Here is a 20,674-nt window from a genome sequence, read left to right on the forward strand (position 1 = left end):
GCGATGAGCGACAACCCAGCGGGCCCACCGGGAACCGTCGTCACGTTCTACTCGTACAAGGGCGGCACCGGCCGCACGATGGCGCTGGCCAACGTGGCCTGGATCCTGGCTTCGCGGGGCAAGCGTGTGCTCGTGGTGGACTGGGACCTGGAATCCCCCGGCCTGCACCGCTACTTCCACCCCTACCTGATCGACAAGCGGCTCGAGGACACGCGCGGCGTGCTCGACATGATCCGCGCCTTCGCCAAGGTGGTCGGCTCCGAGGCCAGCACCGACGCGATGATCGAGGCGAGCCGGATCGCGGAGAGCCGGGTGGACGGCTGCGCGGTCAAGGTCGACCGCGACTTCCCCGACGGCGGGCTGATCCGCTTCCTCGGCCCGGGCCGGCAGAACCACGAATACGCGGCGACCCTCGCCGGCTTCAACTGGGCCGACTTCTGCGAGAGTCCGCACGGCATCGGCTTCCTGGACGCGCTGCGCGAGGACATGCGCGCGTCCTACGACTACGCCCTGATCGACAGCCGTACCGGCCTCAACGACATCGCCGGCATCTGTACCACCCTGCTGCCCGACACCGTGGTGGACGGCTTCACCCTCAACGAGCAGGCCATCGACGGCGGCGTCAACGTGGCCCGCTCGATCGCCCGGCAGGCCGAGCGCCCGCTGCGCATCCTGCCCGTGCCGATGCGCGTCGAGGACGACGAGAAGGACAAGCTCGAAGCCGGCCGCGACCACGCGCGCGAGCGCTTCGCCGAATTCCTCGCGGAATACTCCGAGGCGGAGCGCACCAAGTACTGGGGCGAGGTGGAGATCCCGTACAAGGCGTTCTACGCCTACGAGGAGACCCTGGCCACCCTGGGCGACCGCCCGCTCCAGGAGGGCAGCCTGCTCGCCGCGTACGAGCGGCTGACCGGTGTGCTCACCGAAGGCGCGATCACCCGACTCGACCCCGTCGAGGAGGGCGAGCGCCGCCGCGAACTGCGCCGCTTCGAGCGCATCCGGTACACCGCCCCGGTCACCGTGCGCATCCTCTACAGCGCCCGCGACCGCATGTGGGTCGACTGGGTACGCGCCCAACTGATCGCCGCCGGTACCCAGGTGGTCGGCACGGGGGGCTGCGACACGCCGCTGGAGCGGTTGGAGGACGTGGACAGCGTCGTGGTGCTGTCCTCGCCCGACTCGCTGCCCAGCCGGGCATGGACCGCGATGCGCACCGCGCTGCGCCGGCTCGCCTCGGCGGATCGGGTGGCCGTGGTGACGCTGCAGGTGGACGACGGGCTCGACCTCGACCCGGGCGTGGGCGACACGGTCTCCCTCTCCGCGCTGTCCGAGGAGCACGCGCGCACCGCGCTGCTGGCCGCGTTCGGCCGCACCCCCTCGGAGGCGCCGCCAGCGGAGGGCCCCCGCTTCCCCGGCACCAAGCCCAGGGTGTCCCAACTGCTGCCCCGGCACTCGGCCTTCACCGGACGCGACGACATCCTCGAACGCCTGCGCGACCAGTTGGCCAAGGGCGCCACCGCGGTGCTGCCCCAAGCTCTGCACGGCCTGGGCGGCGTGGGCAAGACCCAGGTCGCGCTGGAGTACGCCCACCGCTTCGCCGCCGACTACGACATCATCTGGTGGGTGTCCGCCGAGCAGGCACAGGGCGTCGCCGCGCAACTCGCCCGACTGGGCGTCCGGCTCGACCTGTCCACCGGGGAGAACGTGGGCGACGCGGCGGCCACGGTGCTCCAGAGCCTGCAACAGGGCGAGCCCTACGACCGCTGGCTGGTGATCTACGACAACGCCGACGAGCCCGCCTCGCTGGCCAACCTGATGCCGCAGGGCAGCGTCAACGGCCACGTCCTGGTCACCTCGCGCAACGACCTGTGGGCGCGCACCGCCCGCCCGCTCGAAGTACCCGTGTTCCGCCGCGACGAGAGCGTCGCGCTGCTCCAGCGCCGGGTGCCGGCGCTGACCGAGGCCGACGCGCAGAAGGTCGCCACCGCGCTGGGCGACCTGCCGCTGGCGGTCGAACAGGCGGGCGCCTGGCTGGCCGAGTCGGCGATGCCGGTCGAGGACTACCTGGAGCGGGTGAACACGCGGGTCACCGCGATTCTGGAGGAGGGTCAGCCGCCGGACTACCCGACCACCGCCGCCGCGACGTGGACCGTCTCCCTGGACGAGCTGAAGGAGCGGCAGCCGGCCGCGGTGCGCCTGCTGGAGCTGTGCGCCTACCTGTCGCCCGACTCCATCTCGATGCGGCTGCTGCGCTCGCGCGAGGTGCTCCAGGAACTGATCCGGGTGGACAGCTCGCTCGGCGACACGCTGTTGTTGTCCCGGATCTTCCAGCAGCTCGGCCGATACGCGCTGGCCCGGGTGGACCGAGGCGCGGACACCATCCAGGTGCACCGCCTGGTCCAGGCCGTGCTGCGGGACCAGATGCCGGCCGAGGACAACATCGCCCGGCGCGCCCGAACCCTGGAGATCCTGGCCGCGAACGCCCCCGGCGACGTGGACGATCCGGCGAACCGGGAGGCGTACGAGGAGCTGTACAAGCACCTCGTGCCCTCGCGCGCCCTGGAGAGCGACTCCGAGGGCGTGCGCCGCTGGATCGTCGAGCAGGTCCGCTTCGCATGGCGCTCCGACGACTGGGAATTCGCCCAGTACATCGCCGAGGTCGCGCTGGACCGGTGGCGCGCGCGATTCAGTCGGCACGACCCGCTGACGCTGCGGATGTGCACCCAACTGGCGAACGTGTACCGGTCCCAGGGCAAGTACCGCAAGGCGTACGACCTGGACCGGGCCACCCTGGAGGCGCAGCGCGCGGCACTGGGACCGGACCACCCGCACACCCTGATCACCGGGCGCGGCTACGGCGGCGACCTGCGTTCGCTCGGCCGCTTCGAGACCGCCCTCGAATCGGACCGGGACAACTACCGGCGATTCAGCGAGGTGTTCGGCGAGGACACCAACGACGCCCTGCTCGCGGCCAACAACCTCGGCGTCTCGCTGCGCCTGACCGGTCGCCTGGAGGAGGCGCGCGAGGTGCACCAGACCGCCTACGACTGGCGGCGGCGAATCCAGGGCGAGGACCACCCGCACACGTGCTTCCTGGCCAACCAGGTCGGTCAGGACCTGCGTGAGCTGGGTGACTACGCGGGCTCGCGGGCGGTCTTGCAGCGCACGCTGGCCATCGAGGAGGCCAACGGTCGGGTCCGGGACGCGCTGCGCACCTCCAAGAACCTCGCGGTGACGATCCGGCAGACGGGGGACGCCCGCTACGCCCGGTCGCTGGACAGCGACACGCTGGAGAAGTACCGCGCCTTCCTGAGCCCGACCCACCCCGACATGCTGGCCTGCGCGCTCAACCTCGCGGCCGACCACAGTGCGATGGGCAACAACGAGCAGGCCCTCGAACTGGCCCAGGACACCTATCAGGGCTATCGCGAGCAGTTCGGCGGGCAACACCCGTTCACGTTCGGATGCGGCAGCAACCTGTCGAGCTACCTGCGGGCGGTCGACCGGCTCGAAGAGGCGCTGGCGCTGGGGCGCAGGTGCGTCGAGGGGCTGCGCGAAGCGTTGGGCGAGGAGCACCCGTTCACCCTCGCGGCCGCGGTGAACCACGCGAACAACCTCTATCGGGCGGGCGAGGTCGACGAGTGCGCCGAACTCGACCGGGTCACCTGCGAGCGATACGAGGAGCTGCTGGGCGCGGATCACCCGCACACCCTGGTCGCGGCCTGCAACCGGGTGCACAGTCTGGGTGAGATCGGCCGTCGGGAGGAGTCCCGCGAGTGGTTCACCCGCACCGAGCGTGCGTGTCGGCGCAAGCTCGGCGACGACCACCCGATCACCCGGGGGCTGCGCGAGCACCGCCGACTGGAGACCGACATCGAGGTGCCGCCGACCTGATCGGCGCAGCTCCCACGGTCACACTCCGGGCCGGTCCGACCTCGTGTCGGGCCGGCCCGGCCGTGTTCGGGGGCGGTTCGGGGGCGGTTCGCAGGGCCGCGACACGCCGGGACCGGCCGGGGACACGCCGTCGGGCTGCGCGACTCGCCGCGACTCGATGAGCAGAAGTGTGACACTTTGCACTTTTGTCGACACTTTCTGTTAGTTTTTGTCCCGGTGACACATGCACGCACGTTCCGCCGTTCCCACCGGCACTCTTCGCGCTGTCCCGAAATCGGCGCGGCCGTTCCGTCCCCTGCGCTCCCGAGCGCGCCTTCCGAGGAGTCACCCCCATGGCCTTGTCCATCTCCACCGTCCTCCTGCTGGGCGTCATCGTCTTCATCTTCATCCGCAAGGGCGGCATGCGAATCCCGCACGCGATCGTGTGCGCGCTGCTCGGGTTCTATCTGGCGAGCACCTCGATCGCGCCGAGCATCCACAGCAGCGGCAAGAGCGTCGCGAATCTGCTGAGCAATCTGAACTTCTGATCGCGGCGGTCACCCGAACCGGCCCGGCGGCAGCTCCGCCGGGCCGGTCTTCGCCGTTTCGGCGGCGGGATCCCGGGCGGCGGCGGAACCTCGGGTGATGGACGGAGGAGGGCGGGCATGGCGGACACGGGCGCGGTCGGGCCACCCCTGGTGGTCGTGGGCATCGACGGTTCGGAGCACGGTGATCGGGCGCTGGCCCGGGCCGCGGAGGAAGCCGCTCGCGCGGGCGCGCTGTTGCGGGTGGTGCACGCGATCCGGGTGCCGATGGCCACGCCCGGGTTCGAGCCGGTGGAGCCGAACGAGGAGACCCGGCGTGCCGCCGAGGAGTTGGTCCGCGATGCCGCGGCGGCGGCGCTGCGCCGTTGTCCGAACCTGGCCGTCGATGCCCGGGTGGGCTACGGCCTGCCGGGCGACGCGCTGCTCGCGGCGGCCGAGGGAGCGATGTTGCTGGTCGCCGGATCGCGGGGGCGCGGCGGGTTCGTCGGGCTCCTGCTCGGCTCGGTGTCGCGGCATCTGGCGGCGCGTACCGAGTGTCCGCTGCTGATCGTGCGCGGTGAGCACGGGGCGGCGGCCGACGGGGCCGGGGCGGGCGGCGCGGATGTACTGCTCGGGGTCCAGGGCGACGGCGACGGCCGGGCGGTGTCGGCCGCGTTCGAGGCGGCCCGGGATCGGGGGCTGCCGGTGCACGCGGTGCACGCGTGGAGTTGGCCCGGGTACGCGGGCCTGGCCGGGCCGAGCGAGGCGGACATGCGCGCGGTCGCCGAGGTGCACGCGACGGCGCTCGAGCAGGCGTTGGCGGCGGCGCGCGAGCGGTTCCCCGACGTCGAGGTGCGCGCGGACTCGGTCATGGCGGACGCCGCGGCCACGCTCGTCGAGGCGTCGGCCGGCAGCGCGCTGGCCGTGGTCGGCGTGCGGCGCCGGCGCGGCCCGCTGCGGCACTGGGTCGGCCACGTCGCGACGACCACGATCGAACACGCGCGGTGCCCGGTCCTGGTGGTGCCCCAGCGCTGACCACCGGTCTGCTTCGGCGCTCGGGCCGCCGTTCCATCATCGATTCAATCAGTGATTGAAAATGCCGGCGGTTCGTGGTTTGGTGCCTGCCGTGACCGCACAATCCCGGGCCCGGCTGCTCGACGAGGCCGAACGGCTCTTCCTCGCGCAGGGCTACGACAGGGTCTCCGTGCGGGCGGTCAACGCCGCCGCGGGGATGAATCCGGCCGCCGTGCACTACCACTTCGGCTCCAAGCGGGACCTGGTGGTCGCGCTGCTGCAACAGCGCCTGGGCCCGCTGTGGGCCGAACCGCTGGCCGAGCTGGACCGGGCCCGGGCGGCCGGGTGGACACCCACCGTCGCCGAGGTGGTCACGGTGATCGTCGAACCGTTCGACCGGCTGGCCCGCGAGCCGAGCGGGCCGATGTTGCTGCAACTGCTCGCCCGGACCGTGCTGTCCGGGCGGGAACTGCCCTGGGACGACCCGTGGTTCCGGCACCGGCCCTGGCGCGAGCTGCTGGCCGCCGCCCGTTCGGACCTGGGCGAGCGGGAGATCGCGGACCGCTGGCGGCTCGCCTTCGACCTGCTGCTCCAGCTCTACGGCCAACCCGTGGCCGACGCGTTCGTGCCCCCGCCCGCCGCCGCGACCGTCGCCGCCTTCGTCACCGCCGGCCTGGACGCGCCGCGCCCGGCCGATCCGTCCCCTCCCGAACGAGGTGCCCCGTGATACCCGACGTCCTCGCCCCCGCCAAGCTCGGCCCGCTCACGCTGCGCAACCGGATCGTCAAGGCCGCCACGTTCGAGGGCGCCACCCCGGACGCGCTGGTCACCGACGACCTGATCGAGTACCACCGCCGCCCCGCCGCCGGCGGCATCGGGATGACCACCGTCGCCTACTGCGCGGTCGCCCCCGAGGGCCGCACCGACCGGCACCAGATCTGGATGCGGCCCGAGGCGGTGCCGGGGCTGCGCCGGCTCACCGACGCGGTGCACGCCGAGGGCGCGGCGGTCTCCGCCCAGATCGGCCACGCCGGCCCGGTGGCCAACGCCGCCTCCAACGGCCGACCGGCCCTGTCCGCGGGGCGGATGTTCAACCCGCTGGGCATGCGCACCACGCTGGCCGCCGGCGAGCGGGACATCGCCCGGATCACCCGCGCGCACGCCGAGGCCGCGCTGTTCGCGATCGAGGCCGGGTTCGACGCGGTGGAGATCCACCTGGGCCACAACTACTTCGCCAGCGCCTTCCTCAGCCCCAAGCTCAACCACCGCAAGGACGCGTACGGCGGCTCGCTCGCCAACCGGGCCAAGGTCGCGCGCGGGGTGTGTCGCGCGGTGCGCGACGCGGTGGGCGACCGGATCGCGGTGACCGCCAAGCTCAACATGGAGGACGGCGTCCCGGGCGGGATCTGGCTGGACGAGAGCATCCAGACCGCGCGCTGGTTGGAGGAGGACGGCTCGCTGGACGCGCTGGAGCTGACCGCGGGCAGTTCGCTGCTCAACCCGATGTACCTCTTCCGCGGCGACGCCCCGGTGCCGGAGTTCGCCGCGACCTTCCCGCAGCCGCAGCGTACGGGGGTCAAGCTGATCGGCAGGCGCATCCTGCGGTCGTACCCCTACGAGGAGGCCTATCTGCTGGCCTCCGCCCGGCAGTTCCGGGCCGAGCTGAAGCTGCCGCTGATCCTGCTCGGCGGCATCACCAACCGGGACACGATGGACCTGGCGATGGCCGAGGGCTTCGAGTTCGTGGCGATGGGCCGCGCGGTGCTGCGCGAGCCGGACCTGGTCAACCGCATCGCGGCCGAGCCGAAGACCCGGTCGTTGTGCGTGCACTGCAACAAATGTATGCCGACGATCTACAGCCGCACCCGCTGCGTGCTGATCGAGCCGGAGGCGTAAGCGAAGGTGTGGCCGAGTCACGGCCGCGCCTCCACTTCCGTGCTCGGCGACGGGGCACACGTCGCCGAGCACGGCAGCGGAACGGCCGAACGGGTCGCGCACGCGCGCCCGTCCGGCGTTCGGGGACACCGACCGCGGTCGGTGTCGCGGCGGTCGGTCAGAGCAGGTAGCGGGTGACCGAGTCGATCACGCAGGCGGGCTTGGCCGATCCCTCGATCTCGACGGTGATCCGGTTGACCACCTGGACGCCCCCGGCGATGTCCGCGACCGCCACGATCTCCGCGCCGCCGCGGACCCGCGAGCCGACCGGGACCGGGGCCGGAAAGCGCACCTTCTCCATGCCGTAGTTCACCCCCATCGAGATGTTGCGCACCTCGAGGATCTGCGGCAGGAAGAGGTTGGACAGCGCCAGGGTCAGGTAGCCGTGTGCGATCGGCGCGCCGAACGGGCCCTCCTTCGCCTTCTCCACGTCGACGTGGATCCACTGGTGGTCCCCGGTCGCGTCGGCGAACAGGTTGATCCGCTCCTGGGTGATCTCCAGCCAGTCGCTGTGGCCCAGGTGTTTGCCCACCGCGTCCTTGATCTGCCGGAGGTCGGTGAAGACGGTGACCGCCATGGGTGCTCCGATCGTTTCTGATGGTCTGTCAGATCAGCTGCTCCGGGTATACCAGACCGCCTCCGACGAGGCGTTTCGGGGACGCCCGGCGGCGCTCAGCCGATCGGGATCCAGGCCACTTGGCGCACGTCGGCGAGCCGGTCGACGGAGATGCCCGCGGCCGAGACGGTCCACAACTCGTCGCCCACCACCAGCGAGCGCAGGATCCTGGAGTCGGGGTGGGTGACCCGGCCCACCTCGACGATCCGGGTGCCGTCGACACGCAACACCAGCGCGTAGGAGCTGCGCATGCCCGGATACTTCTCGCCGGGGGCGATCTGCGTGCGGTCGGGCATCGAGTAGGTGCCCGTCACCGGCACCACCACGGTGCCGTCCTTGGGCCAGTACAGGAACGCGTGCGCGTCCTGCTCCGCCTGCGAGCTGCCGCTGGGGATCGTGTACTGCGCGACCCGGGTCGGATCGGCCAGGGTGTGTACGTCGAACAGGGACACCTGGGTGCCCAGGCGCATGCCGCCGTCGGTGGCGTCCTGGCCGACGCCGATCAGCCGGCCATCGGCGATCGGGTGCAGGTAGGCCGAGTATCCGTTGATCTTCAGTTCGCCGACGGTGCGGGGATTGCGCGGGTCGCTCAGGTCGATCGTGTACAGCGGGTCGGTCTGTCGGAAGGTCACCACGTAGGCGATCGGTCCGGCGAAGCGCACGCCCATGATGCGCTCGGTGCGGCCGAGTCCGCCCACCCGGCCGATCTGGGTCAGCTTGTCGCCGTTGCGGGCCAGGACGGTGACCGCCGATTCGCTGCTGGAACGCGGGGCGATCGGGGGCTGTGCGGTCGGCGGCCGGGCGCTCGGCATGCTCGGCGGGGTCGGTCGGGTGTCGGTGCCGTCGCTCGGCGCGATGGCGGAACCGGACGAGCCGTTGGGGGCGCTGCCGGGCACCGAGTCGGCCGGCGCCGCGCTGCCCTGGGCGGCGCTCGGCGCGATGGTGCCGGGCTTGAAGGTGCCCGGCGCGCCCGGCACGGAACCGCCCGGTGCGGTGGTGCTTCGGGTGGTGCCGCCGGGCGGGATGTTGCCGGGGCCGCTCTGCGGGATCGTCGGGTCGCCCGGACTCAGGGTCGTCGCCACCCGCAGATTGCCGCCGAGTTCGGACATCGCGTACTGGTTGACCATCGTGCCGGAGACCACGCCGGTGGCGACCGGCTTCGGGGTGCCCTTGCCGGAGATGTCGAGCTGGTTGATCGCGGTGGTCGTGGTCGGCGGGCCGCCGCCGACCACCTTCGCGTCCTTCGAGACGTCGCGCCGGGAGGTGGTGGTCGCCAGGTAGAGGTTGGACTCCGAGGCGTACACGTTGTTCACGTCGGCGGCCACCGTCACCGGGTCGCCCTTGTCCAGGTCGCGGGTCAGGTCGAAGGACAACACGCTCAGCGTCGCGGCGCCGGTGTGTCCCGGCTCGCCCGCTCGGCTCGCCGGGCGGCTGACCCGGTCGCAGCCGACCAGGTTGCCGGATTCGGTGCGGCCGTTCGCGGCGAGGGTGAACTGCGGCAGCCAGTCCCCGACGGTCGAGCGGCGGATCCGGTCGACGGCCTTGTCCCTGTCCGAGATCCGGTACGTCGACGTGTTCAGGCGCGGGCGTGAGCGAACCACGATGCGCGCGGTGCTGCCCACCTGGCGAGCGTCTGCGTAGGCGCCGTCCACGGTCAGGTCGCCCAGGGTCCGCGGCGCGCCGGTGAGGTCGACCAGGACGAAGCGCGCCTGCATGTTCGTCCCCGGCAGCCCCGGATCGCCGGGGATCGGCGCCATCTTGCCGGAACCGCCCTTGCCCTTCGGCAGGCTCGGGCCGCCGTCCAGGATCAGCAGGGCCCGATCGCCGGACAACAACATCTCGGTCGCGCGCGCCCCCGGCACGGCCAGCGAGCCGGTGACCCTGTGGGTGGCGGTGTCGACCACGGTCAACCGCCCGTTTGCCACGGTCAGTACCCGGCGCCCGTCGCTCTTGACCAGGTCGGGCTCGTCGACGCCGACCTCCTGGGTGTTCGTGGTCGAGTGCTCCGGTGTGGTGGGCGCGGCGGGCGCGGCCAGATCCGCCGACTTGCCCTCCGCCGCGTTGGGCGCGGCGGCCGGTGCGCCGGCGACCGGCTCGCCGGCGATGGGCACCGACCGGGTCTCCTCGGGCATGTTCCGCAGCGCCGCCGCGCGGAAGTCGTCGACCAGCGCGCCACACGAGTCGAACGTGCTCAGCCGCGCCGACTCGGCGTTCGAGACGGTCGTGCGCTCCGGGTCCGGCTTGGAGCCGCCGCCGGAGGAGGTGCAGCCGCCGACGACGAGTCCCGCCGCCAGTACGAATATCGGCAGGGCCGCGGCCCCGCGCGTGGAACCGTCGTGGATTCGCATGGCCCTGTGACGGAGCGGCTCGCGGAACGGTTCCCTCGGCCCCGAAGGGAGTCGGAAACCGGCCCGGACGGGCACGCCGCCGGCCGCGGATCGGCCACCGCGAGGCGGATCCGGGTCATCCTTGCGGCTGTTGTCTCGGGGTCGGGCCAAGGGTTATCCCTGATGGACCACACTCCGTTCACGGCGCATGCTGTACGGAGCCGTGTGCACAGCGAGAGGAGCCGCGCATGCACCCGAATTCCGGTCCTCATCCACCCCATTGGTATGGCATGCCCCCACACATGCGGGTGGGCGACGCGGATCGTGAGCGCACGATCGAGCACTTGAAGTTCGCGTTCGGCGAAGGCCGGTTGACCGCCGACGAGTTCGAGGAACGGGTGGCCTCCGCGCTGGCCGGGAAGACCCGGGCGGACCTGGAGACGCTGCTCGAGGACCTGCTGATGCCGATGCCGGCTCCGCCGCCGCTCGTGCCGCGCCCGATGCCCGGGCCGCCGCCGTGGTGGCTCAACCGGCCGGCGTTCGCGCGCATGCAGCCGGGGCGTGAGCGGGGGTGGAGCGCGGCGGCGCACTGGAGCGGGTTCTGCGCTCCGGTACTGGGTCCGTTCCTGATCCGCCGGAGTGTGGGCAGGCAGTCGCCGTTCGTGCGGGACAACGCGAGCGCGGCGCTCAACTTCCAACTGACCTGTCTGCTCTCGTTCGTGCTCACCCCGCTCCTGTCCCTGCTCGGCGACGTGGGCGGTGTGCTGATCGGCGCCATGTACTCGGCCATCGCGGTCTGCGCGATCATCGGCGGGGCGCGGGCGGCGGGCGGCGATGTGATGCGCTACCCGATCAGCCTGCGGGTGGTGAAGTGACGCGGCCGGTCGGCGGTGGGCGGGGGGTCGGATAGAGGGGGTCGGTCAGGCCCCCGCCGGGTTCGCCCGGCGCGCGGGTCGGCTGCTGCGGCCGAGTCGGCCCGGCCTGGTCCACAGCAGGAGTTCGCCACCCGGCGGGGAGACCACACCCCCGTGCGCGGGGTCGCCCGCGAACCACACGTCACCGCCGTCGCACTTGTGCAGGTGCCACCAGCGGTGCGACATGGACACCACGGTCAGCGCGTACTGCGTGCCGTCGCCGGCGCGGTCGCCGATCACCAGCGGCGGCCCCCACGCGCCGTCCCCGTCGGCCGGATCGCGGAAGCGGCAGGAGCAGGCGACCCAGGGATGCCGGGCCAGCGTGCGCCGCATGCGCCGGGCCAGGACGAGCGCGCCGATTCCGATCACCAGGGCCGTCGCGCCGACCACGAGCGGGACCATGCCCCAGCCGCCCAGGGCCGCGCCGTCGCCCCCGTCGCTGCCGGCGGACAGAATCACGAACCACGCCCCGGTGCACGCCAGACCCACGACCGTCACCGCCACGGCGCGAAGCCGGTACCGCCGCAGTGCCCGGGCGGTCGCGTGCAGGGAGAGCGCCACACACTCCCGCCGCTCGCTACCCATGGCAGCACCCTAAGCAGGCGCGGGCGGCAATGGTGAACCGGTGCGTGTCGGGCGTTTCCGGTACGGGGCGATCGGGGCCGGCGGGGGCCGGCCGACGGGGTGGGTCGGCCGGCCCCCACGGGCGTCGGCCCGGCTCGGCGCGGACGGGTCAGTAGCGCAGCCCGTGCCCGAACACGAAGACCGGGTCCTTACCGTCCCGGGGTACGTCCGAGCGCTGCGCGCGTACGTCGGCCATCGAGCGCGGCAGCTCGAACGGCAGGTTGCCCTCGGGCCGTACCCGACCGAACAGCGCGTTGAGCAGCGGACCGTCGGCGCAGCCGTAGTTCGCCACCAGCGCGGCGGCGGACTCGGCGATGTCCGGGAGCACCGCCGGGCGCTCCAGATACACGTCCACGATCGTCGGTACCGTCGCGCACAGCTCCAGGATCGCGGCCGGCTCGACCGCGTCGAACTCCAGCGAACCCGCGTGGAAGAACTGTTCGAAACCGCCCTCGCGCGGTTCGAACGGGGTCTTGACCCGGAGGATCGCCACGTCGGCCTCCTCGGGCGTGGCCACGACCGTGCCGTAGCCGGCCGCCACCTCGGCGTCCAGGCCCCGGACGTACACGCGCGAACCCTCGGCCAACGGCAGGGTCGGCTCGCCGCGTCGGGAGTCGCGCTCGGGCGCGTCGTTCTTCAGTACGGTGACCGACCTGCTCTGCGCGCGCAGCCCGGCGGCGATGCCGGCGGGCGCGCCGACGGACGCGGCGGCGCCGGCCGGGTCGACGAAGGGGTGGTCGAACAGGCCGAGTACGAACTTCTCCCGCAGCAGGCGCCGCGCCGACACGTCGAGCCGCTCCTCGGTGAGCCGGCCCGCCTCGACCAACGCGACGATCTGCTCGGGGATGTGCTCGCCGCCGAACTGGTCGCAGCCCGCCTCCAGGACGCGCAGCACCCGGTCGGGGACGGACAGCTCCTCCACGCCCCAGGCCCGGGCGGGCATGGCCTGGCCCATGATGGGGAGGTCGTGGACTCCGGCGCCCGCCGCGGTTCACCCGGGGGTCACGAAGGCTCCGTACAATGGGCCGAATGCGCGCCGGGGGCATCGGCGTGCCTCGGCGCAGCCACCGGGGATGCGCGGTGGGTCGCCCGATCCGTCGGGTTCCGGCGCGGTCGGCGCGGTCGGCGCTTCGGCGAATTCACATCATGGGCACGAGGGGCGGACGCAGGTTGGACACCGTGCGGGGCTTGCTCGACGCGCTCCGGGATTTCCTCGACCACGGCGCGTGGACGCAGTGGCCGCTGCCGGCCTCGGTGGCGGTGTTCGTCCTGGTCTGCGCGGTGGGCGTCACCGCGCTGGTGCCGAAGTCGTTGTTCGCCCCGGTGGCGGGTGCCCTGTTCGGCGCGATCGGCGGCACGGTGGTCACCCTGATCGGGGCCACGCTCGGCGCGTTGATCAGCCTGTACCTCGGCCGCCGGCTCGGCCGGGAACGGATCGGCGGCTGGCTGCACAAGCGCGAGGCGCTGGCCGTCCTCGATCGCAAACTCTCCCGCAACGGGCTGGTGCCGATCACGGTCCTGCGGATGATCCCGGTCCTGCCCTCCTCCGTGGTCAGCTACGGCGCGGCGGCCACCCGGATCAGCACGAGTCACTTCACCATCGGGACGGCGCTCGGCATGTTGCCGATGACGCTGGTCCAGTGCGCCGCCGGGGCCTCGGTCCGACACGGCCTGTCCACGCCGGTGGTGGTCAGCGTGTTCGTCGGCTGCGTCCTGCTGGCGCTGGGCATGGTCGCGGTGCGGCGCCGGGGCGACGAGCCATCGGCGACGGTGGCGCCGCCGGCAGCGGACGGGGCCGAGTAGGCGGGTCGGTCCGCGGGGACGGGCGATGGCGTCGGGGCGCCGCGTACCCACGCGTGGGTCGGATCCGAAGCCTAGGGTGGGCGCATGTGGGCGAAGACGGGGGAGCGGCGGGCCGCGCGGAGAGCGGACCGGATAGTCGGTGTGGACGTCGCGCGCGCTCTCGCGGTCCTGGGCATGTTCGCCTCGCACGTCGGGCCCGACCCCTACGACGGGGGCGTGGACACGCTGATCCAGGGCGTCACCGGCCGCGCCTCCGCGCTGTTCGCGTTCCTGGCCGGCGTCTCGCTGGTGCTGATGAGCGGCCGGGCGCCGCTGCGCGGCTGGGATCGGGGCAACGCCGCCGTGGTCACCCGGGTGCTGATCCGGGCGGTGCTGCTGCTCCCGCTCGGGATGTGGCTGGCCGACCTGGACACCGGTGTACTGGTCATCCTGGCCTTCTACGGCCTCTACTTCATGCTTGCCTGGCCCGCGCTGTGGCTGAGCACGCGCACCCTCGTGTGGATCGCCGCGGGGTGGGCGCTGCTCGGGCCGATCGCCTCGTTCGTGCTGCGCCGGGCCGGCGACACCGGCGATGTTCGTTATGCCGCGCCCGGGTTCGCCGATTGGTGGCAGGGTCCGGGCCACATGTTCGAGACGTTGTTCCTGACCGGCAGCTATCCGGCGATCACCTGGATGCCGTTCGTGCTCGCCGGGATGGCGGTCGGGCGGCTGCGGCTGGGCGAAAGGCGGGTACAGCGCGCGCTGGTCGGGATCGGGACCGCACTGGCGGTGCTCGGCTACGGCGGATCCTGGGTCGTGGTCCGACTGTTCACGGGCGATCGGCTGGCGCGGATCGCCGAGCCGGACCGCGTGTCGGACGTGATCCACGGCCGGGTCGGCTCGGTGCCGGTGTCCGATCCCGCGTGGCTCACCGTCGCCGAGGGCCACACCGGTACGCCGTTCGAGATCGTCGGCGCGATCGGCGTCGCCCTCGGACTGCTCGGCCTCGCCCTGCTCGCCTGCCGCCCCTGGCTCGGCCGGATCGTGCTCGACCCGCTGATCTCGGTCGGCTCGATGGCGCTCACCGTGTACACCGCCCACCTGATCGTGATCGACCGCTGGTTCCCGCTCGCGTCCGGGGAGACCTGGCGGCGGCTGATCGGCTTCTTCGTGGTCACGATGCTGCTGTGCTGGGCCTGGCGGCACACGCTGCGCAAGGGGCCGATGGAGGCCGCGCTGCATCTGCTCTCCGCGCTCCCCGCACGGTGGGTGCGGGGAGCCGCGGGGGGTGGGTCGCCTCGCCCGGTCGCGGCCTCGGACGCGCCGGTCAGATGAGCAGGCCCTGCGCCCTGGCGCGGCTCAGCCAGGTCGGATACTCGTTGGTCATCAGCTCGTAGAGCTGCCCGTCGGGGACGTTGGCCGGGTCCTGGACCGAGAAGAAGTCGGCGTTGTCGACGTAGCGGCCGGTCAGGTCGTCCAGCTCCTCCAGGAACGAGAAGCCGCCCGGCCGACCCAGCCCCATGAACTGCCAGAAGATCGGCTCGAAGCTGGAGTAGGTGATCTGCTCGCGCGTCGCCTCGCGCGAGGTGGTCTGGCCGTCGGTGATGAACATGACGTATACGGGCAGGTCGTTGGCCAGCGGCTGGTACCGGGGCGCGCTGCTGCCGAAGTAGTGCTCGCGGACCAGGCGCATCGCGCCGGCGTAGTCGGTCGAGCCCTCCAGGCCGGGGCTGCGCCGGATCCGCTCGGCCCAGCCGTTGTACTGGCCGAGTCCGAGCTGCCCGGCCACGTGTCCCTTTGAGCCGAACAGGAACACGTCCACGGCCGCGTTGTCGTCGAAGCGCAGACCGAGCGAGAGCACGCGCTCGGCGAGCGCCTGGACCTTGCCCTTCTTGAACAGCGACTGCATCGAGTAGGAGATGTCCAGGCAGAGCGCGACGCGCGCGGTGTGCTCGCCGAGTCCGCGCTTCTCCAGGCTCACCGCGGCCTGCTTGGTCAGGTTGAGCAGTTGCGGGTGGCCCTCGTCGGCCAGCCGCTTCTCCATGTCGATCAGGGTCCGCTTCTTGAGGCTGATCGCGGGGGCGGCGGGCGGGGGAGCGGTGGGCCGCGGCGGGGGTACGGGGGCGCCGGGGGCGGGCGGGGCGCTTTGTGGGCCGGCCGCGTCGTCGGCGGCGACCTCGATGCCGAAGTCGGTGGCGAGACCGGACAACCCGGACGCGTACCCCTGGCCCACCGCGCGGAACTTCCAGGCGCCGTTGCGCAGGTAGAACTCGCCGAACAGGAAAGCCGTCTCGGTGGACGCCTCGTCGATGTCGAACTCGGCGATCGGCCCGCCCTGCGCCGTCACCACGTGCAACGCGAGCCCGGGCACCTGGCCGAAGCTGCCGCCGTCGGCGGACGCGCCGATCACCACGCGCTCGACGTCCGCCGGGATGGCCGCGAGGTCGACCCGGATGGTGTCCGTGACGACGCCCCCGGCGGTCGGCTGCTTCCCCTCGTGCCGTACCGCGCCGGTGGCGTCGGAGGGCTGGTTGTAGAAGACGAAATCGGCTTCCGTGCGCACCTTGCCGGCGGCGTTCAGGAGCAGCGCCGAGGCGTCCACGTCGGGGGCTCCCGCCGCGCGCCAGGTCAGGACCGCACGCAACTCGGCGGTTGGTACCGGAGTGTTCCCACCTTTGCTTATCTTCGCCATGCGCCCATCTTGCCCGCGCCACGGACCTCCCGTACGAGCCCGCCCACCAAAGCCCACGGGCCCACCCACCCCCACGCACCCCAACGAGTGCGACGAGAGCGGGAGCGCGCGGGGGGCGGGACGAGGGCGGGAGCGCGGGGCGGGACGAGGGCGGGAGCGCGGGCGGGGCGGGACGAGGGCGGGGTGGGACGAAGGTGGGCGGGGCGAGGACGGGGTGGGACGAAGGTGAGGCGGGACGAGGGCGGGAGCGCGGGCGGGGCGAAAGTGAGGCGGGACGAAGGCGCGAGCGCGGGGGCGGATCGGCACGGTCGAGCGGGATGGCGGAGGGCTGCCCCGCTCGGTCTGCGCGGTGTGGCGCCCCTGCCCACGCGGCCGCACCTGCGTGTGCCGCGCACCCGCCCGCCGGGTTGTGCCTGCGCGCGCCGTGCCCCCACCCGCTTGGCCGTGCCCGCCGTGCCCGCCGTGCCACAGATTGCCCACGCCGGCTTGCCTCTGCCGCATCGCGCCTGGCCGTGATCGGCCTGCTCTCCGTGCTTCGGCTCCGTGTCGCCCCCGCCACGCGCCCCACCCGGCCGCCGCCGTTGCGCGCCGCTGCTCGTTCGACCCCGTCCCGCCGGTCCCGCCCCCTGCGGGCCCTGGCGGGCAGCGGCGTCCGCTGGATCGGCATTGGCTTGCATCCCGGGCTTCGGCTCGCTGCGACCCGCCTTCCACGCCGCTCGCCGCGCCGGTCCCGGTCCGGCTCTGCGCTTCGCGCCTGGGGCCGAGCTTTGGGTGGGCTGGGCTGCTGGGGTGTGATCACAAGCTGGTGTGGGGGTGGGCAAGGTGTGGCTTGGAGTGGTCTTGGGTGGGCGGGTTGTGGTGGGACTCGATCTCGGTCTCGTTCTGTGTTAGTCTGAAGCCTGTTGCAGTTGTGGTTCGCATCATCTTCTGAGTGCGCCTGTAGAGCTGTTCACTACGGGCGCATTTTGCATTTCGGTAGCTTCCGAAATGAGGGCGAAAAACGCGGCGACGCCCGGATTCACGAAGTGTGGATTCGTTCATCGGCCCACATGTAGGGAGAAAAATATGGCTACCGGAACCGTGAAGTGGTTCAACTCGGAAAAGGGCTTCGGCTTCATCGCGCAGGACGGTGGCGGCGACGACGTCTTCGCTCACTTCTCCGCGATCCAGGGCAACGGCTACCGTGAGCTCATCGAGGGCGAAGCCGTCGAATTCGACGTCGTGCAGGGCCAGAAGGGCCTCCAGGCGGAGAACATCAACCGCCTCTGATCTTCACTGATCGGCACGACCGAGGGCCGGCCGCCGCACTTCGAGTGCGGCGTGCCGGCCCTCGGCATTTCGGGCGGGTCCAACGTGTGATCAGGTCCGCTGCCGCGCCACCCCCGCCACCCCCGCTGCGGCGAGCGCGGCCAATTCCTCCTCCACCCGCCGTGCGTGCGCCGCCTCGTCCTCCCGCGCCTTGCGCGGACTCCAGCGCCCGGCCATCACGAGCACGCTCGGGACGAACAGCGCCTGGCACGCAAGCGTCAGCCACCACCAGCGCATCCACTCGTCGCTCGTCCGGTCCTTGGCCTTTTGCACCTCCTCGCCGTGGTCGATCAGTACGGCGAGCGACCGCTGCTTCTGCTCGACCAGGTTCAGCTTGGCGAGGTCGCCCCCGGCCAGCTGCAACGCTTTGACCTGCAGCTCGATCGGGATCGCCGCGCGGTTGGGGTATTTGGACATCTGGATGAACAGCGCCGGGTCCTTCTGTACCAACTCCAGCGCCGCCCCCGCGTCCGCCTGCGCCGCGACCACCTCCTCGCCGTGGTTCACCAGCGGCGTCGCGGAGGTGACGATGACCGGCGTGAACACCGCGGACACAGACACCACGATCCGGATGATCCAGCCCCACACCGCCAGCCCCGTCGCGGTCGCCGCCGGGTTGTGCTTCTCGACCGTCTCCGTGTACCCGGCCATCCACGGCGCCCAGGCCATCCCGCTGCTCGCGCCGATGCCGACCAGGAGCCAGGCGAACGTGTAGTAGCCGGTGTCCGGGTGGTCGGTGGTCAGCGCGAACAGGTACGTGAACACCACCGTGCCCACGCCGCCCACGATCATGAACGGCTTGCGCACCCGGGTCAGGTCGGACGCGACGCCCACCACGACGAGCGCGATCGCGTTCGCCCCCCAGTACCAGTTGGCGAGGGCGTTGGTCCGCTGCTCGGAGTACCCGTAGACGGTCGAGTAGTAGACGACCAGGTTGCCGACGACCGTGTAGTAGAACATCAGGTGCAGGCTGATCCCGAGCGCCGGCGCGAGGATGTCCAGCCGCATCATCTGCCGCCAGTGGTTCTTCTGCGCCGCCTCGACGTCCAAGCCGCGCGCCCTGGCCTCGATCAGCGCCTTGTCCCGCAGCGAGACCATGAGTTGGTCGCGCAGGGCCGGGGACAACTCGCGCAGGCCGAAGAGCGCGACCACGAATACGACCAGGCCGGTGATGCCGGCGTACCGGAACTCGGTCTGCCAGCTGCTGGAGTCCAGCGTGTTGCTGCTGACCGTGGTGACCACCAGGCTGCCGATGATCGGCCCCAGCGTCCAGAAGCCCATCGCGCCGGCCCGGCCGACCTGTGGCGAGAAGTCGCGGATCAGCGCGGGCGTGGCGACCAGGGCCATGCCCTCGACCACGTTCACCAGGGCCATGAAGAACATGAACCAGCCCTTGCTCTGCGCGTTGGGCAGCGCGAACAGGACGAGCACGCCGGTGAGCAGCAGGCCGTACACGACCATGTTGGCCCGCCCCCACCGGTCGGCGAGTCCCGCGAGCAGTGAGGCGAACGCGCCGACCGCGTTGCCGACGACCGAGATCATCGTCGCGTACATGAAGGTCATGCCGTACTCGTGCATCAGCAGCGTGGAGACCGCGTACTGGATGTAGAGCTCGTAGTACAGGATCACCGACGCGACGACCACGATGGACAGGTAGAGGATCCGCGGTCCATTGGCCGGGTAGCGGTGCAACTGCCGGTACCACAGGCCGTGCACGATCGCGGGCAGCCGGGCGGGGGGTGCCGGGGGCGGGGGTTCGGGATCTCTGTCGGCGGGCGCATCCGACGGGGACGTGCTGGATGACATGCGGCCTCCTCGACGAGCGTGGGTCTATCGAGGTACTGGGGTGCGGGAACACGGCCGTGCGCGGACGTCGGGCCAGGGGGAAGGGACGCCCCCCTGGGCCAACGTGTGGAGTGACCTTAGTACCGGCCGGTAGCGCGCTACCAGAGCGATCGGCAAGAAATGGAACGGGTTTCGATTTCGGGGCGGGGAGGGGGCCGTACCTGGGCAGACGCGCCTGGCGGCGGGGCGGGGTGGGGTGAAGGTGACCCCAAGGTCGGTTTTGCGAGGGGTACCGGTGGCACGCGACTGGCGGCGCTCGCGGAGCGTGGAGCGCGTGCGGCGCCGTGTAGGGGACAAAGCTGGATGATATTGCCGAACTTGGGTGATCGATTGGGAAATACTTGCGCACACGGTTCGGGCCCGCGGCTCACGGTCGCGTTCTACGGTGGAGCCACCGTTATCGCCCAATGCAAGGGGTATCGCGTGGAATCGATCTCGGTGGACCTGCTCAGCGGGCTTGCCGCGGGGGTCGGCGGCGACGCCGGTCGACTGGCCTGGACACGCCTCGTCGAACTTGTCCGCATGCCGCTGCCGGACACGGACCGGCCCGGTACGGAGGACTCGCCGGCGGCCGGATCCGAGGGGATATCGCAGTCGCGGGCGTCGGATGCGGCGGCGTTGGGGGCCGGCGGGCCGGGTGGGCCGGGCGTGTCTGGGGAGTCGGCCGCGTCGGGGGCTCGGTGTGAGGGGGATGTGCCGCATCGGTCGGCGCCGGTGCCCACGGGCGAGCTGGAGCTGACGCTGCTCGGGCACGAGGCGCCGGGAGGGCTGCGGGCGTACACCCGCGCCCACGCGCTCGCCGGCGCGCTGGCGTTACGGGCCGAGCGTGATCCTGACTTCGCCCGCTCGATCGGGCAGTGGTACGCCGAGGCCCGGCGGATCGGCCTGGACGGCCCGGATGCGTCGGGCGAGGGCGAGGGCGGGGGCTCGGGCTCGGGTTCGGGTGGGCGCGGTGGGTGCTGCGGGCGGGGCGGGTACGGCGTGATCGTGCTGGGGGAAGGGGTGGACGGGCTCGATGGTCCCTTCCGGCTCGGGCCGGCGGAGTACTCGGGGGGATGGGTGATGGGGGGTGACCCCGAGGGGGCCGAGGGGTCGGGGTCGGTGTGGCCGGTGGATGGCGCGGATGAGGGCGGGGAGGCGGGCGGGCCGCCGGGCTGAGGGGGCGGTGGGCGGGGGTCGGGCTGTTGCGGCCTGCGGCGGTCGGGGCGGGTCGTCCCGGC

General features: G+C 72.1%; 16 protein-coding genes. 10 read left to right on the top strand and 6 right to left on the bottom strand.

All coding sequences use genetic code 11. From position 1 onward, the window contains the following. The first annotated feature begins 3 nt into the window (after positions 1 to 3). From fxsT to ACH4XV_RS19795, 5 genes are all read left to right on the top strand, one after another. Positions 4 to 3,894, top strand: coding sequence for an FxSxx-COOH system tetratricopeptide repeat protein (gene fxsT, locus ACH4XV_RS19775; protein ID WP_395791444.1), 3,891 nt, complete (start codon positions 4 to 6; stop codon positions 3,892 to 3,894). 332 nt (positions 3,895 to 4,226) lie between these two features. Continuing rightward, complete coding sequence (locus ACH4XV_RS19780) at positions 4,227 to 4,421, top strand: DUF2304 domain-containing protein (RefSeq protein WP_379996634.1); 195 nt, start codon at positions 4,227 to 4,229, stop codon at positions 4,419 to 4,421. 117 nt (positions 4,422 to 4,538) lie between these two features. Further along, positions 4,539 to 5,432, top strand: coding sequence for a universal stress protein (locus ACH4XV_RS19785; protein ID WP_395791446.1), 894 nt, complete (start codon positions 4,539 to 4,541; stop codon positions 5,430 to 5,432). A gap of 91 nt (positions 5,433 to 5,523) precedes the next feature. Beyond that, on the top strand, positions 5,524 to 6,138 hold the full coding sequence (locus tag ACH4XV_RS19790; RefSeq protein ID WP_395791448.1) for a TetR/AcrR family transcriptional regulator: 615 nt from the start codon (positions 5,524 to 5,526) through the stop codon (positions 6,136 to 6,138). Then, the gene (locus ACH4XV_RS19795) at positions 6,135 to 7,307 is read left to right on the top strand and encodes an NADH:flavin oxidoreductase (RefSeq protein WP_395791450.1); all 1,173 of its coding nucleotides are present in this window, start codon (positions 6,135 to 6,137) and stop codon (positions 7,305 to 7,307) included. Before ACH4XV_RS19790 ends, ACH4XV_RS19795 begins: the two co-directional genes overlap by 4 nt. 157 nt (positions 7,308 to 7,464) lie before the next feature. Here the strand turns inward: ACH4XV_RS19795 and ACH4XV_RS19800 are convergent, their stop codons facing one another. Together ACH4XV_RS19800 and ACH4XV_RS19805 are read right to left on the bottom strand one after the other, a co-directional pair. Beyond that, complete coding sequence (locus ACH4XV_RS19800; RefSeq protein WP_395791452.1) at positions 7,465 to 7,923, bottom strand: MaoC family dehydratase; 459 nt, start codon at positions 7,921 to 7,923, stop codon at positions 7,465 to 7,467. A 95-nt stretch (positions 7,924 to 8,018) separates the two neighbouring features. Further along, positions 8,019 to 10,310, bottom strand: coding sequence for a beta-propeller domain-containing protein (locus ACH4XV_RS19805; RefSeq protein ID WP_395791454.1), 2,292 nt, complete (start codon positions 10,308 to 10,310; stop codon positions 8,019 to 8,021). A gap of 269 nt (positions 10,311 to 10,579) precedes the next feature. Here ACH4XV_RS19805 and ACH4XV_RS19810 point away from each other — a divergent pair, with 269 nt between their 5' ends. After that, positions 10,580 to 11,164, top strand: a complete 585-nt coding sequence (locus ACH4XV_RS19810) for a DUF1707 and DUF4870 domain-containing protein (protein ID WP_395791456.1) — start codon at positions 10,580 to 10,582, stop codon at positions 11,162 to 11,164. A 45-nt stretch (positions 11,165 to 11,209) separates the two neighbouring features. Here the strand turns inward: ACH4XV_RS19810 and ACH4XV_RS19815 are convergent, their stop codons facing one another. Together ACH4XV_RS19815 and ACH4XV_RS19820 are read right to left on the bottom strand one after the other, a co-directional pair. Continuing rightward, entirely contained in the window at positions 11,210 to 11,788 is a 579-nt protein-coding gene (locus ACH4XV_RS19815; protein WP_395791458.1) for a hypothetical protein, read from the bottom strand. Positions 11,789 to 11,936: 148 nt separating this feature from the next. Next, positions 11,937 to 12,782, bottom strand: a complete 846-nt coding sequence (locus ACH4XV_RS19820) for a glycoside hydrolase family 3 C-terminal domain-containing protein (RefSeq protein WP_395791460.1) — start codon at positions 12,780 to 12,782, stop codon at positions 11,937 to 11,939. Between the two features lie 233 nt (positions 12,783 to 13,015). Between ACH4XV_RS19820 and ACH4XV_RS19825 the strand changes: the two genes are divergently transcribed. Then, entirely contained in the window at positions 13,016 to 13,630 is a 615-nt protein-coding gene (locus ACH4XV_RS19825) for a TVP38/TMEM64 family protein (RefSeq protein ID WP_395791462.1), read from the top strand. A gap of 84 nt (positions 13,631 to 13,714) precedes the next feature. Beyond that, on the top strand, positions 13,715 to 14,944 hold the full coding sequence (locus tag ACH4XV_RS19830) for a DUF418 domain-containing protein (protein WP_395791464.1): 1,230 nt from the start codon (positions 13,715 to 13,717) through the stop codon (positions 14,942 to 14,944). Here ACH4XV_RS19830 and ACH4XV_RS19835 read toward each other — a convergent pair. Next, positions 14,937 to 16,301, bottom strand: coding sequence for a VWA domain-containing protein (locus ACH4XV_RS19835; RefSeq protein ID WP_395791466.1), 1,365 nt, complete (start codon positions 16,299 to 16,301; stop codon positions 14,937 to 14,939). The two genes, ACH4XV_RS19830 and ACH4XV_RS19835, sit on opposite strands and share 8 nt — an antisense overlap. A 1,065-nt stretch (positions 16,302 to 17,366) precedes the next feature. Between ACH4XV_RS19835 and ACH4XV_RS19840 the strand changes: the two genes are divergently transcribed. Continuing rightward, positions 17,367 to 17,570, top strand: a complete 204-nt coding sequence (locus ACH4XV_RS19840) for a cold-shock protein (protein WP_078974744.1) — start codon at positions 17,367 to 17,369, stop codon at positions 17,568 to 17,570. A 90-nt stretch (positions 17,571 to 17,660) separates the two neighbouring features. On the opposite strand, the gene ACH4XV_RS19845 is transcribed toward ACH4XV_RS19840, so the two are convergent. Beyond that, positions 17,661 to 19,415: an MFS transporter gene (locus ACH4XV_RS19845; RefSeq protein WP_395791468.1), complete on the bottom strand. Its 1,755-nt coding sequence runs from the start codon at positions 19,413 to 19,415 to the stop codon at positions 17,661 to 17,663. Positions 19,416 to 19,877: 462 nt separating this feature from the next. Here ACH4XV_RS19845 and ACH4XV_RS19850 point away from each other — a divergent pair, with 462 nt between their 5' ends. Beyond that, entirely contained in the window at positions 19,878 to 20,612 is a 735-nt protein-coding gene (locus ACH4XV_RS19850; RefSeq protein WP_395791470.1) for a hypothetical protein, read from the top strand. Positions 20,613 to 20,674: the final 62 nt, after the last annotated feature.

It is taken from the genome of Embleya sp. NPDC020630, assembly GCF_044334985.1.
In the GTDB taxonomy this organism is placed as follows: Bacteria; Actinomycetota; Actinomycetes; order Streptomycetales; family Streptomycetaceae; genus Embleya.

Coding starts and splice junctions, on each gene's coding strand:
- ACH4XV_RS19800 (WP_395791452.1), bottom strand. CDS start 7,923: ATGGCGGTCACCGTCTTCACCGACCTCCGGCAGATCAAGGACGCGGTG.
- ACH4XV_RS19815 (WP_395791458.1), bottom strand. CDS start 11,788: ATGGGTAGCGAGCGGCGGGAGTGTGTGGCGCTCTCCCTGCACGCGACC.
- ACH4XV_RS19805 (WP_395791454.1), bottom strand. CDS start 10,310: ATGCGAATCCACGACGGTTCCACGCGCGGGGCCGCGGCCCTGCCGATA.
- fxsT (WP_395791444.1), top strand. CDS start 4: ATGAGCGACAACCCAGCGGGCCCACCGGGAACCGTCGTCACGTTCTAC.
- ACH4XV_RS19840 (WP_078974744.1), top strand. CDS start 17,367: ATGGCTACCGGAACCGTGAAGTGGTTCAACTCGGAAAAGGGCTTCGGC.
- ACH4XV_RS19780 (WP_379996634.1), top strand. CDS start 4,227: ATGGCCTTGTCCATCTCCACCGTCCTCCTGCTGGGCGTCATCGTCTTC.
- ACH4XV_RS19785 (WP_395791446.1), top strand. CDS start 4,539: ATGGCGGACACGGGCGCGGTCGGGCCACCCCTGGTGGTCGTGGGCATC.
- ACH4XV_RS19830 (WP_395791464.1), top strand. CDS start 13,715: ATGTGGGCGAAGACGGGGGAGCGGCGGGCCGCGCGGAGAGCGGACCGG.
- ACH4XV_RS19810 (WP_395791456.1), top strand. CDS start 10,580: ATGCCCCCACACATGCGGGTGGGCGACGCGGATCGTGAGCGCACGATC.
- ACH4XV_RS19835 (WP_395791466.1), bottom strand. CDS start 16,301: ATGGCGAAGATAAGCAAAGGTGGGAACACTCCGGTACCAACCGCCGAG.
- ACH4XV_RS19820 (WP_395791460.1), bottom strand. CDS start 12,782: ATGGGCCAGGCCATGCCCGCCCGGGCCTGGGGCGTGGAGGAGCTGTCC.
- ACH4XV_RS19845 (WP_395791468.1), bottom strand. CDS start 19,415: ATGTCATCCAGCACGTCCCCGTCGGATGCGCCCGCCGACAGAGATCCC.